We start from the raw sequence: 12,578 nt of genomic DNA, 5'->3' as shown, positions 1-12,578 counted from the left end.
GACTCACCACTGACAGTCGGGGGCCGCCCGCGGGGTCAGCGGTGGCGGGAGCGCTCGCTGCGGCGGGGCGGACGGGCCGCCGACCAGTTGGCCGGCTCGCCGTAGGCGTGGCTCCCGTAGCTCCGGTGGTCCTGGTGGTCCTGGTGGAACTCGTCGGCCCGGCGGCCGTGGAGCCGGGCCGGCGCCCCGTGCCGGTGCGGAGGGCGGACGGCGGGCCGCCGCCCGCCGGGCTCGCCCAGGACCAGCAGCGGGTCGAAGAGCACCACGATCCCGGCGAGCAGCAGGAACGCCGCCGGGCCGATCAGGATCGGGGCGAGGAGCGCGGTGGTGTTCTCCGTGCCCGGCACCTGGCCGTCGCCGTGGAGGTGGACGTCGACCGCGGCCATGCCCGTGTAGTGCATGCCGGTGACCGCGACGCCCATGACCAGGCTGGCGCCCAGGGTGGCCGTGAAACCGCGGACCGATACCGCCGCCCAGAGCGCGGCCGTGGCCGCCACCACCGCGATCACGACCGAGAGGGCGACGGTGAGCGTGTCGTACTCGATCCGGCCCTGGAGCCGCATTCCGGCCATGCCGAGGTAGTGCATGGTGGCGATGCCGAGCCCGGTGATGGTGCCGCCGGTGACGAGGGCCATCGCGGTCGCGCCGCGGTAGCCCACGAGGAAGATGCCGATGCCGACCATGACGATCGCGACGGCGAGGCTGGCGAAGGTGGTGAGCCTGTCGTAGCCGATCGGCGACTCCTGGACGCTGAAGCCCATCATCGCGATGAAGTGCATGGTCCAGATGCCGGAGCCGATGGAGGTGGCGCCGAGGGCGAGCCAGCCGAGCCGGAAGCGCCCGCCGTCGCGCAGCGACCTGGTGGTGCAGCGCAGACCGAGCGCGCCGCCGAGGCAGGCCATCAGATAGGCGGCCACGGGCGTGACCAGTCCGTAGCTGAATCCGTCGACTGTGCCCTGCATACCCGGCATACCCGTAAGCCCTTCGCCCCTTGTGCCCCGCCGCCTGCCAAGCCTCGTACGTGGTCTGTCGTCGTGGTGCTGTCCTGCTGGTCGTGCCATGTGTACCCGCTGGTAGGGGTGCGAGGCTATGGCCGGAGTCGTACCAAACAAAGATTCACACCGCGACCACGCGCCGGGTGGCGCTGTCAGTGGCGGGTCGTACGGTGGTCGGCATGGAGGGCGGCCCTGCCCGCGCGGACCGGGGACCTGGCGGACGGGGTGTGGCGACCGCCACGGCTCTTCGGATCTGGTCCGATGATGTAAGGGGTGACAAACTGCCGCGGTGACTACATCCTCCGGACCACCCTCCGGTATACCCGACGCTCCCGTGCCGGCGCCGACGTCCGCTTCCGTGCCGGTCGCGGTGGCCGAGCTGCCCTCCCTGCGGCGGCGGACCGCGGCCGTCCTCATCGTCAGCCAGATCCTGGGCGGGCTGGGGGTGGCCATCGGCATCGCGCTCGCCTCCGTACTGGCGCAGGAGGTGAGCGGGACGGAGGCGCTGTCCGGGCTCGCCCCCACGGCCATGGTGGCCGGAACGGCGCTGCTGTCCATGCCGCTGGCGGCGCTGATGACCGCGCGCGGGCGGCGGCCCGGACTGGTCCTGGCGTACGTGCTGGGGGCGGTCGGCGCGGGTGTGGTGGTGGTCGCGGCGGTCGTCGGGAGCTTTCCGCTGCTGCTCGTGGGCATGGCGGGGTTCGGCGCCGGGTCGTCGGCGAACCTCCAGGCCCGTTTCGCGGCCGCCGATCTGGCCGAGCCGGAGCGGCGCGCGCGGGCCATCTCCACGGTCGTGTGGGCCACCACGATCGGCGCGGTACTGGGCCCGAACATCGCCGCACCGGCGGGGCGGAGCGTCGCCGGGATGGGCATCCCCGCGGCGGCGGGCCCCTTCCTGTGGGCGGCCGGGGTCTTCCTGGTCTCGGCGGTGATGGTCGCGGCGCTGCTGCGGCCCGACCCGCTGCTGACCGCGCGGGCGCTGGCGGCCGGCTCCGCGGAGGACACGGAACCGGAGGGCCGTTCCCTGAAGGCGGGCTTCCGGGCGGTGCGGGAGTCCCCGCGCGCCCGGCTCGCGCTGGTGACGGTGGCGGCCTCGCACACCGCGATGGTCTCGATCATGTCGATGACTCCCGTGGCGCTCAGCCACCACGGCGCCGGCATCCAGCTGATCGGGCTCGTCATCAGCGGCCACATCGCGGGCATGTACGCGTTCTCGCCCGTGATGGGATGGCTGTCGGACAAGCTCGGCAGGCTGTCGGTCATCGGCCTGGCGGTCGGGCTGCTGTCCTGCGCGGCCCTGCTGGCCGGTACGGCGGGGGGCAGTCACGTCCGTACGGCCGCCGGGCTCTTCCTGCTGGGCCTCGGCTGGTCCGCGGGCCTGGTCTCCGGCTCGGCGCTCCTGACGGACTCGGTGCCGCAGGCGGCGCGCGCCGCCGTCCAAGGCTTGTCGGACCTGACGATGAACACGTCGGCGGGCATCGGGGGTGCGGCGGCCGGCCTGATCGTCGCCCAGGCCGGGTACGGCTGGCTGAACGCGGTCGGCGCGTGCCTGCTGCTGCCGCTCGCCGTGCTGGCGCTGCGCTCGCCGAAGCGTCCCGGGTGACCGGGGCGGGCTGAGGGTCCGGGCCGAGGGTCCAGGTTTGCGGGGGTCGCCGCCGCGCCAGGGATGGGGACATGCCAGAGACCACAGTGGTGTTGTCCGAAGAGGTACGAGAGGCCCTGACGGCTCACCGGCCCGTCGTGGCGCTCGAGTCGACGATCATCGCCCACGGACTGCCCCGCCCGCGCAACCTGGCGGTGGCGGAGGAGCTGGAGGCGCTCGTACGGGAGGGTGGTGCGGTTCCGGCCACCATCGCCGTCCTGGACGGTGTGGCGCGCATCGGGCTCGACAAGAGCGGCCTGGAGCGGCTGGCGACGGATCCCGGCGTACGGAAGCTCGGGCACCGGGACCTGGCCCCCGCGCTGGCGACGGGGGCGAGCGGGGCGACGACCGTGTCGGCAACGGCGTTCCTGGCCGCGCGGGCGGGCATCCGGGTCTTCGCGACCGGCGGGCTCGGCGGCGTGCACCGGGAGTGGGCGCACACGCAGGACGAGTCGGCGGACCTGCGCCTGCTGGCGCGGACGCGGATCACGGTGGTGTGCGCGGGGGTCAAATCGATCCTGGACGTCCCGGCGACGCTCCAGCGGCTGGAGACGCTGGGCGTGGGCATCCTCGGATACGGGACCGGGCACTTCCCCGGCTTCTATCTGACGTCCTCCGGGGAGACGGTCGACTGGACGGTGCGGTCGCCGCAGGAAGTGGCGGCGGTGATGCGGGCGCAGGACGCCCTCGGCGGTTCCGGTTCTGGTTCCGGCTCAGGGGCCGGGGCCGAGGCGGCGCTGATCGTCGCCAATCCGGTGCCGGAGGCGGAGCAGCTGGACCCGGAGGTGCACGACCGGGTGCTGGCGGAGGCGCTGGACGCGTGCCGGGAGCGGGGGATCACCGGGCAGGCGGTGACACCGTTCCTGCTGGAGTACCTGATGCGGCACACCGGCGGCGCGTCCCTGGAGGCCAACATCGCGGCGGTGCGCGGCAATGTGCGGCTGGCTGCGCGCATCGCGGCGGCAGCGTCCGCGGCACCGACCGCCGCTGCGGCTGCGGCTGATCCCGTGCGATGAGCGACGCGCTGCTCGTGGTCGGTGACGTGGTCACCGATGTCGTGGTCCGGCACCGTACGCCGCCGGCGCGGGCGACCGACACGGCGGCGGAGATCCGGACCCTGCCCGGCGGCGCCGGCGGCAACGTCGCGTGCTGGGCCGCGCGTTCGGGCCGGCCCGACGTGCGGATCCTGGCACGGGTGGGCACCGACTGGGCCTCCTGGCACGAGGAGCGGCTGCGGGCGGCCGGGGTGCGGCCCCTGCTCGTACGGGACGAGGAGGCGCCGACCGCGACCGTCGTGGCGCTGGTCGACGCGACCGCCGAGCGGACGTTCCTCACGGACAGCGGGGCGGCGCTGCGGCTGAACCGTGGCGACTGGTCGCCAAGCCTGTTGGAGGGTGTGTCACACGTACATCTGTCCGGGTATCTCTTCTTCGCGGGGCCCAGCCGGGAGGCTGCGTCCCTGGCCCTGGCGGCGGCGCGGGAGCGGGGCGTCCCGGTGAGCGTGGACCCGGCGTCGGCGGGGTTCCTCGCGGAGTTCGGCGTGGCCCGATTCCTGGCGGCGGTGGAGGGCGCGGACGTGCTGCTGCCCAACGCCGACGAGGCCGCGCTGCTGACGGGCCTGCCCGACCCGTCGGACGCCGCGGCCAAGCTCAGCCACGGCTTCCCGCTGGTCGCGGTGACCCTCGGCGCGGCGGGCGCGCTGGTGGCGGCGTCCGGACGCGTCGTCGCCCGCGCCTCGGCGCCGCGGGTGCGGGCGATCGACTCGACGGGCGCGGGCGACGCCTTCACGGGCGCGTTCCTGGCCGCCCGCCTCTCCGGCGCGTCCCCGGCCGGAGCGGCGTCGGCGGGTTGCCGCGCGGGCGCGGAGGCGGTGACGGTGCCGGGCGGCCGGCCGGCGGGACGGTGAGGACGAGGGTGAGGACGAGGGCGAGGGCGAGGTGGAAGCGGAAGAAAGCGCGGGCTACTGCGGGACGCCGGTCCAGGCGGGGTGGCGGGGATCGTCCGCGCGGACGACGACGTCCGCCGTCTCCACGGGCCCGACCTCGGCCTCGTAGCGGTCGAAGGCGGGCAGGGTCCACGCCTCCGCCGTACGCCGGGCGAGGGCGCCCCGCGACAGGCGCAGGTGCACCGTCAGGTCGAATGGAAACCAGTGCCCGAACAGGAACGGACCGTGCAGCACCAGCACACCGCCCGGCGGGAGTCGGGTGTACGGGCTGCGCGTGGCGCGGTCCGCCACCGGGTCCCACAGGTCCGGCAGTACGCGTCCGCTGCCGTCCGGCTCCAGCGGCGTGAAGACCTCGCGCCACAGCGCGTTGGTGTCGAACCAGCCGCTGTAGTACGAGTCCGGGTCCTCCTTGCCGTACTCGTACCGCAGCGACGCCGGGCGCAGGAAGCCCTCGGTGCCGACGACCACCACCGCCCGGCCGCGCAGCCGCAGCGCCTCGGTCAGCAGCGCGGCCGGCTCGTCGGGACGGGCGGCGGGCGGCCCGTCGACGCCGACCTTGAGCCAGGGCCCTCCGTCGCCGGGACGCAGCCCGTCCACGTGCGCGGCGAGCCGGTCGGCCAGCCGTTCCCAGGTGATCGGTTCGAGTCTCACGCCCCCATGCTCTCCGAGGCAGGAGCCCACATGGGCGTAATAGGGTGCGGAACAAGTCCGGAACGGTCGCGGAACGACCGTACGCGGAGCGGGGACCGAAGGGGGAGGCAGCGATGGAGACGGCGCTGATCGCGGTGATCGGCACACTGCTCGGCGCGGTGGTCACGCACTTCTTCCAGGGGCGGGCGGCACAGCGCACCGCGACGCTCGCCCGCGCGGAACAGCTCCGTCAGGAACGGATCGCGACGTACAGCGCGTTCGCCGACGCCGTTGTGGAGTACCGGCGGGCACAGAACGCACGCTGGTACCGCCGGAACGGCTCGCACGCGGAGAGCACACGCATGGAGTCGTACGAGCGGCGGGCCACGGCCCGGCAGGCCCTGGTGCGAGTGCAGTTGGTGTGCGACGACCCCGCGATCGTACGACTGGCCGAGGAGACCTTCGAGGTGACGAACTGCATGCACGAGGCGAGGGACGAGGCGGACCGGGAGCGGCGCTCGGAGCGGGCGGTCGAGGCACTGGCCGCGTTCATCGAGGCGGCGGCGCCGAGCGTGCGCTGAGCGGGCGCTGAGATGTCCGTACCGGCCCCGATCGTGGTGATCGAGCCGCTGCGGCGACGCCGCCACTGCGCGGAGTGCCGCGGCGGCCCGCTGTCCCGGATGGTCCTGGAGTTCCACGCGCCGCTCTGCCTGGACTGCGCCGACCTCGGCCACCTGGTCTACCTGCCGCGCGGCGACGCGGCGCTCACCCGCCGCGCCCGCGAGGCGAGCGGGCTGTGGGCCGTGGTCGTACGCCACAACCGGCGCCGTACGCGCTACGAACGCCAGGGCATCCTCGTGGAGGAGGCGGCCCTGGCGCGGGCCGAGGCCGCGTGCCTCGCGGACGCGGAGGCGCGTGCCCGCCGCAGGGCGAGGGACGCGGAGCGGCGGGCGGCCGAGGACGAGCGGTTCACGGCCGCTCTGGCCGCCGAGATCCTGCGGCTGTTCCCGGGTTGCCCGCCGGAGCGGGCCGTCGGCATCGCGGCGCACGCCTCCCTGCGCGGCAGCGGGCGCGTCGGGCGTACGGCGGCGGGGCGGGCCCTGGACGAGGGTGCGGTGACCGCGGCGGTGCGGGCGTCGGTGCGGCACGTCGACACCGAGTACGACACGCTGCTGATGCGTGGCGTCCCCCGCCACCAGGCCCGTACCCGCGTAGCACCGGCGATCGACGCGATGCTGGGGTCCTGGCGGCGGTGAACCTCCGCGCCGGTGCCGGGCCCGACCGGCTCAGACGCCCGCGTGCGTCGCGGGGCCGTGGAAACGGCGGTAGAGGACGGCGCCGCCGAGCATCAGGCCCATGGCGGCACCGCCGAGGGCGAGCAGGCCGCCGTCGGCGCCGGTCTCGGCCAGCGGCGTCGTGCTGGTCTCCAGCGCGGGACGGGTGTCGGGCGCCGGGGCGGGCCCCGCGGCGGACGGCTCCTCCGGCTTCGACGCCCCCGGCTTCGGGGGCTGGGCAGGCTCGTCGCCCTTCGGGGGCGTCGGCGGCGTGACGGGGGTCTTGCCACCGCCGTTGCTGGAGGCGTTGCCGAAGACGGGGTTGAGGATGCCGACGAAGTTGACGGAGTTGCCGCTGACGTTGACCGGCAGGTCGAAGGGCAGCTGAACGCCGTTGCCCGTGATCACTCCGGGGGACCCCTTGGTGACGCCTTCGGCGGACGCACCGCCGCTGTTCCCGCTGCCCTTTCCGCTGTTGCTACCGCCACCGCTGCCGCTGCCGCCGTGCGGGGTGGCCGCCTGGTCCTTGTGGGACGACTTCCCGCCGCCGTTGTTCGCGCACGTGTTGCCGGCCGCGGGGTTGAGGAGCCCGACCACGTTGACGGTGTTGCCGCAGACATTGACCGGGACGTCCACCGGCAACTGCACGCTGTTGCCGGAGACCAGCCCCGGCGAGTCGACCGCAGCGCCGGCCGCCTCGGAGTCGGCGTACGCATAACCCGCCGCCAGAGCGAGCGCGCCGCTGGTGGCCACCAGGGTGGCCAGACCATTTCGGCGAGTGTGCCTCATGGCTTCCTGCCTTCCGGAGACTTTCACGGGCACCCGCCCGCACCGGAATTAACGCCTTACAGTCAAGGCGGGTTATGTCGCATCCGCCATTCACCCCATCGAGTGGTGGCCTAATCGAACCCTCACATGTCCTCTACGGGTCGCACTCGGGGGGCACGCGGTGAGCGCGCGATCAGGGGAGCCGCTGGGCCGGCTGGCGCACTCACGTACGATCGCCGGCTTGCCGACGACGGGTGCGCCGGAGCCAGTTGAGCGGAACGGCATAGATGCGAAATCGACGCAGAGCAGGATGAACAATCACATAGCAGGCAGCGAGCAGCGGGCAGGCCAGGTCTGGAGCCTGACCCCGTAGTCGTTGGCGCGTGCCGTCACCGAGGGCGGCCGCCGCGTCGACCGCCGCCTCGATTGCGGCCACCGCTTCATCGAAACGCTCCTGCTCCCCGTGAGCTCCGCGGGCGGTGGCGCGACGTGGTGGTGGTCGTGGTGATGTTGGTGCAGCTCGCCGATGTGACCTGCCTGTACGACCAGGTGTCCACCCGTGCGCTTCCGCTCACGCTGTTCCGCGTCTCGCCGATCACGGCCCAACTGGAGGGGGTCAGACGCCTTGAGCGCCGAGGTTCAGGCTGCCGATGGAACCGGTCTGGATCACGGTGCCGTGCTGGATCCCCCCGGTGATGCTGTTGTGTGTTGTGGTGGTCGGCCCTGCGGCCGGGAGCGCGGGGAGCAGCTCGTCGAGCATCGCCCGCAGCTCCCCCGCCGCCTCCGGGTCCGCCTGGAGGGTTCGTCGCATACGAGCCCGCCATTCGGTGCGCGCTTCGGCCTGGGCGTCGGCCGTCGTGCGTTCGTCGCCCGTCTCCTCGGCGGCGAGCAGTTCCGCCCGTACCGCGTCCAGTTCCGCCGTCACCGCCTCCGGGTCCGTGCCCGCGCGGCGGGCGAAGAACGCGACGATCCGGCCCTTGGCCTGCTCCCAGGTCTCGCCCACCATCTGCTGGACGAGCGCGGTCGCCCCCGCCGTCGCCAGTGCTACCAACTCGGCTTCCACCAGGCCCCCTTCGTGGTCGTTTCCCCGTATGCACGGCAGCCTACCCATCAGCGCCCGAGCAGGTCGGCGAGTGCGCCGACGGGGTCTGCGTCGGGGGTGCCGCGCGGCCACCAGTCCTCGCGGTCCGGGTCGGATTCGTAGCCGTACCAGAGGCCGTCGCGGCCGTAGCGCAGTTGGAGGGAGCGGCTCGACAGGCGGTTGCGCCAGGGGCGGAAGTGCGGGAAGTCGGCGGCGATCAGGGCCGGGCGCGCCCGGTCGAAGGGGCCGGCGGGCGGATCCCAGGCCTCCTCCAGGACGGCGAGGCCCGCCGGGCCGCCCTGGCGCCAGGCGGCGACCGCGCGGGCCAGGTCGGCGGGGGTGCGGTCCAGCGCGGCGGCGAGGTCGCGGTACAGGGCGCGGGTGGCGGCCGTCAGGCCCGAGCCGGGGTGGGCGGCGGCGAGGCGCACGGCGTCCTGCCAGGGCGTGAGCGCGGCCACGGGGTCCCGGCCCGTGGTCAGGAAGGCGTGCGCGCGGGCCGCCGCCTCGGTGGCGAGCAGCTCCAGGGCCAGCGGGTCGGGGCCGTCCGGATCCTCCGGGTAGGCGGGCGGGCGCCCGGGGTGCTCCGGGACCGGCAGCGGCGGCGGCAGGGCGAGTGCGAGGCCCCCGGGACCGGCACCGGGTGCGGTGACGGCGCCGGACGCGGCGGCCAGCGCCTCCCGCGCCGGAACGGTCGGCATCCGCGGGGGCTCCGCGCTCGTCTCGGCGGCGGCGCGGGTGGCGTTGCGGTGGCTGAGTGCCGCGAGGATCTCCTGTTCGCCGCGGCCCCGCATCAGGAACAGCACGAACGGGTCCTCGTCCAGGAGCCGCGCCGCCTGGTAGCACAGGGCGGCCGCGTGTTTGCAGGGGTATCCGTGGTCGGGGCAGGAGCAGTCGGGGATCAGGTCGCCGCGGCCGGGCAGCAGGTCCGCGACGGCGGCCAGGGCCTGCGGCACGTCCTTGTCGAGCAGGGCCGCGATGTGGTCCGGGCGGGCCGCGGCCACGTCCAGGAAGCGTTCCCAGTCGTCGTCGCGGAGCACCCGCAGCCGGATCTCCGCGCGGTACGGGCGCGGCCTGCTGCCGTGGACGTACGCGACGACCCGGCCCGGCGTCACGGTGATGGCGTCCACATGGCCCCCGGCCGCGTAGGCCCGCCCGCGGGCGAGGCGCGCCGGGTCCAGGGCGGTGTCCTCCAGGGCCCGCACCCAGGCGTTGCCCCACCAGGTGGCGGCGAACCGCCCCTCGGCGTCCTGCGCCGGGGCGAGCTGCGGGAACGTACGGCGGTGGTCGTCGTGGAGCGGCACGCGGCGCGAGCCGCCCGGGCGCGTACGGTGCGGGGTCATGACGGCCTCCTCATGACGGCCTCCTCAGCGAGACCAGGTCGGCGAGCTCCCGGTCGGTGAGCTCCGTCAGGGCCGCCTCCCCGGAGCCGAGCACGGCGTCGGCCAAGGCGCGCTTGCTGCGGAGCATCTCGGCGATGCTGTCCTCCACCGTCCCCTCGGCGATGAGCCGGTGGACCTGGACCGGCTGGGTCTGGCCGATGCGGTAGGCCCGGTCGGTGGCCTGTTCCTCCACCGCGGGGTTCCACCAGCGGTCGTAGTGCACGACATGGCCCGCGCGGGTCAGGTTGAGGCCGGTGCCCGCTGCCTTGAGGGACAGCACAAACACCGGGACCTCGCCGGACTGGAAGCGGTCCACCATCCGCTCCCGCTCGGGCACCGGCGTCCCCCCGTGCAGCAGTTGGGCCGGCACCGCGCGGGCGGCCAGATGGGCGGTGAGGAGCCGCGCCATGGACACGTACTGGGTGAAGACCAGCACCGAGCCGTCCTCGGACAGGATCGTGTCGAGCAGCTCGTCGAGGAGGGCCAGCTTTCCGGAGCGGCCGGCGAGCCGCGCCGGCTCCTCCTTCAGGTACTGCGCGGGGTGGTTGCAGATCTGCTTGAGGGAGGTGAGCAGCTTCATGATCAGGCCACGGCGGGCCATGCCCTCCGCTCCCTCGATCTGCGCCATCGTCTCCCGTACGACCGCCTCGTAGAGGGAGGCCTGCTCGCGGGTGAGGGCGACGGGGTGGTCGGACTCCGTCTTGGGCGGCAGCTCCGGCACGATGCCCGGGTCGGACTTCTTGCGGCGCAGGAGGAAGGGCCGCACCAGCCGGGCGAGGCGCTCGACCGCCTCGTCGTTCTCGATCTGCTCGGCGTTCTCGACGGCGCGGGCGTGGCGGGAGCGGAATGCCTTCAGCGGCCCGAGGAGCCCCGGTGTCGTCCAGTCGAGCAGCGCCCACAGCTCGGAGAGGTTGTTCTCGACGGGGGTGCCGGTGAGCGCGACGCGCGCCGGCGCGGGGATGGTGCGCAGGGCCTTGGCCGTGGCCGAGAACGGGTTCTTCACGTGCTGGGCCTCGTCGGCGACGACCATCCCCCACCGCTGGGCGGCCAGCTTCTCGGCGCTGGTGCGCATGGTGCCGTACGTGGTGAGGACGAAGCCGCCGCCGTCCGGGCCGTCCAGTCCCTCCAGGGTGCGGTCGGTGCCGTGGAAGCGGCGCACGGGGACACCGGGCGCGAAGCGGGTGATCTCCCGCTGCCAGTTGCCGAGGAGGGAGGCCGGGCAGACGACGAGGGTGGGGGCGCGGTGGGCGCGGCGCAGGTGGAGGGCGATCAGCGTGACGGTCTTGCCGAGGCCCATGTCGTCGGCGAGGCAGCCGCCGAGGCCGAGGGAGGTCATCAGGTCCAGCCAGGCGAGGCCGCGGAGCTGGTAGTCGCGCAGGGTGGCGTCCAGCCCCGGGGGCTGGGTCACGTCGGCCGGGCCGGCCATGAGCCGGTCGCGCAGCGCGGCGAGCGCACCGGCGGGGACGGCCTCGACCGTCTCGCCGTCCACCTCGGCGGTGCCGGTGAGTGCGACGGCGAGGGCGTCGGCCGGCTCCAGCAGCCCCAGCTCGCGCTTGCGCGCCTTGCGTACGAGCGCGGGGTCGACCACCACCCACTGGTCGCGCAGCCGCACGATGGGGCGGTGCGCCTCGGCGAGGGCGTCCATCTCGCGCTCGGTGAGGGGGTCGCCGTCCAGCGCCAGCTGCCAGTTGAACCTCAGCAGCTGCTCGCTGTCGAAGAAAGCCGTGCCGTCGGTGGCCGAGCCCGGCGCGGGCCGGACGACCGCGGCGGCGGTCAGCGACCGGGCCAGCTCCCTGGGCCAGTGGACGGTGACGCCCGCCGCGCCGAGCCGGGCGGCGGCGGGGCCCAGCAGCTCGTACAGCTCGTCCTCGGTGAGGGAGAGCACATCGGGCACCTCCCGCTCCAGCAGCCGGGCCAGCGGCGGCCATACGCGCGCGGCGCGGCGCAGCGCCAGGACGGTGTCGATCCGGGCACGCGGCCCGAAGTGCTCGTCGCCCGCGCCCGTCCACAGCTCGGCCGCGTCCACGACGAGCGACGGGTCGGCGAGGCTGTGCACCTGGAGGAGCGCGGCGGCGGCCTGCCGCTCCTCGCCGCCCTCCCGGTCGGTGTCGAACAGCTCGTACCCGGACAGGTCGAGGCGCAGGGAGACCCGGACCCCGGCGTCCATGCCCGCCGCCGCCTCGGCGGCCCAGGCACGCGCGCGGGGCAGGTGCTGCGGCGCACGGGCGGCGAACGGCTCGCCGGCGGCGTACGCGGCGGCGGGGGTGCGCGGCAGGGTGTCGGCGACCGCGTCGAGGAACGCGCGCACCAGCGCCTCCGGCTCCGGCAGCCGGAGCGGACGCGGGCCCGGGACGGGCGCGGCATGGGCCTCGTACGGCATGGCGGCGGCGATCGCCCGCAGGTGGGCGATGTCGTCGGGGTCGAGCGGCCCGGCCCGCCAGGCGTCGAGGTCGGCAGTGGTCAGACCGGGCAGCAGCCGTCCGCGCGCGACCAGGTGCAGGGCGTGCAGCGCGGCCGCGCCCCAGCACGCCGCCGCGGGGTGCGCGCCGCCGTCCTGCCGTGCGGCGACGAGCAGAGGCAGGGCGTCCGCGACGGGCAGCACGACGGCGGGCACCGCCCGGCTGCGCACCCCGCTGCCGTGCGGCCGTACGACGGTGACCGTGTCGCCGCGCCCCGTCCTGGTCTCGTCCGCCGTCAGGTCCGGCAGCGGGCCGTCCGTCACGGACCAGAAGGCGACGCGGCCGTCGCGGGGCAGGTCGGCGGGGAGGAACGTGGCCGCGCAGCCGGCCGGCAGCCGGTGGTGCGGCGGCGCCTGGCGCATGGCCGGTCACCTCCCCTCGCGCTGGTCGTGTCACGCGGTCCGC

General features: G+C 74.8%; 12 protein-coding genes. 5 read left to right on the top strand and 7 right to left on the bottom strand.

Annotated elements, in window-relative coordinates; all coding sequences use genetic code 11:
* Positions 1–35: 35 nt before the first annotated feature.
* Positions 36–962: an MHYT domain-containing protein gene (locus tag ACIRNI_RS11700; RefSeq protein ID WP_403550560.1), complete on the bottom strand. Its 927-nt coding sequence runs from the start codon at positions 960–962 to the stop codon at positions 36–38.
* A 367-nt stretch (positions 963–1,329) separates the two neighbouring features.
* Here ACIRNI_RS11700 and ACIRNI_RS11695 point away from each other — a divergent pair, with 367 nt between their 5' ends.
* From ACIRNI_RS11695 to ACIRNI_RS11685, 3 genes are all read left to right on the top strand, one after another.
* Positions 1,330–2,598 (top strand): MFS transporter, encoded by a 1,269-nt coding sequence (locus tag ACIRNI_RS11695; RefSeq protein ID WP_403550558.1) that lies wholly within the window; start codon positions 1,330–1,332, stop codon positions 2,596–2,598.
* 71 nt (positions 2,599–2,669) lie between these two features.
* A complete protein-coding gene (locus ACIRNI_RS11690; RefSeq protein ID WP_403550556.1) occupies positions 2,670–3,653 on the top strand; it encodes a pseudouridine-5'-phosphate glycosidase in 984 nt (327 codons plus the stop codon).
* The gene (locus tag ACIRNI_RS11685; protein WP_403550554.1) at positions 3,650–4,543 is read left to right on the top strand and encodes a carbohydrate kinase family protein; all 894 of its coding nucleotides are present in this window, start codon (positions 3,650–3,652) and stop codon (positions 4,541–4,543) included. Before ACIRNI_RS11690 ends, ACIRNI_RS11685 begins: the two co-directional genes overlap by 4 nt.
* A 54-nt stretch (positions 4,544–4,597) precedes the next feature.
* Here ACIRNI_RS11685 and ACIRNI_RS11680 read toward each other — a convergent pair whose 3' ends face one another.
* Positions 4,598–5,233, bottom strand: coding sequence for a uridine kinase (locus ACIRNI_RS11680; protein ID WP_403550552.1), 636 nt, complete (start codon positions 5,231–5,233; stop codon positions 4,598–4,600).
* A gap of 113 nt (positions 5,234–5,346) precedes the next feature.
* On the opposite strand from ACIRNI_RS11680, the gene ACIRNI_RS11675 reads away from it, so the two are divergent.
* Together ACIRNI_RS11675 and ACIRNI_RS11670 are read left to right on the top strand one after the other, a co-directional pair.
* A complete protein-coding gene (locus tag ACIRNI_RS11675) occupies positions 5,347–5,793 on the top strand; it encodes a hypothetical protein (RefSeq protein ID WP_403550550.1) in 447 nt (148 codons plus the stop codon).
* Positions 5,794–5,805: 12 nt separating this feature from the next.
* The gene (locus ACIRNI_RS11670; protein WP_403550549.1) at positions 5,806–6,468 is read left to right on the top strand and encodes a DUF2293 domain-containing protein; all 663 of its coding nucleotides are present in this window, start codon (positions 5,806–5,808) and stop codon (positions 6,466–6,468) included.
* 30 nt (positions 6,469–6,498) lie between these two features.
* Here the strand turns inward: ACIRNI_RS11670 and ACIRNI_RS11665 are convergent, their stop codons facing one another.
* The 5 genes from ACIRNI_RS11665 to ACIRNI_RS11645 form a co-directional block, all read right to left on the bottom strand.
* Positions 6,499–7,275 carry a chaplin gene (locus ACIRNI_RS11665; protein ID WP_403550547.1) on the bottom strand — a complete coding sequence of 259 codons (777 nt, stop codon included), beginning with the start codon at positions 7,273–7,275 and terminating at the stop codon, positions 6,499–6,501.
* A gap of 202 nt (positions 7,276–7,477) precedes the next feature.
* Entirely contained in the window at positions 7,478–7,690 is a 213-nt protein-coding gene (locus ACIRNI_RS11660; RefSeq protein ID WP_403550545.1) for a hypothetical protein, read from the bottom strand.
* 180 nt (positions 7,691–7,870) lie between these two features.
* A complete protein-coding gene (locus ACIRNI_RS11655) occupies positions 7,871–8,317 on the bottom strand; it encodes a hypothetical protein (protein ID WP_403550543.1) in 447 nt (148 codons plus the stop codon).
* 47 nt (positions 8,318–8,364) lie between these two features.
* Positions 8,365–9,675, bottom strand: a complete 1,311-nt coding sequence (locus ACIRNI_RS11650) for an SWIM zinc finger family protein (RefSeq protein ID WP_403550541.1) — start codon at positions 9,673–9,675, stop codon at positions 8,365–8,367.
* A 10-nt stretch (positions 9,676–9,685) separates the two neighbouring features.
* The gene (locus tag ACIRNI_RS11645; RefSeq protein ID WP_403550539.1) at positions 9,686–12,535 is read right to left on the bottom strand and encodes a DEAD/DEAH box helicase; all 2,850 of its coding nucleotides are present in this window, start codon (positions 12,533–12,535) and stop codon (positions 9,686–9,688) included.
* Positions 12,536–12,578: the final 43 nt, after the last annotated feature.

The sequence above is a fragment of the Streptomyces sp. NPDC093546 genome (genome assembly GCF_044765045.1).
Classification (GTDB): domain Bacteria; phylum Actinomycetota; class Actinomycetes; order Streptomycetales; family Streptomycetaceae; genus Streptomyces.
Note: the sequence above shows the minus strand (reverse complement) of the source record. Positions and strands in the feature narration are given on the sequence as shown.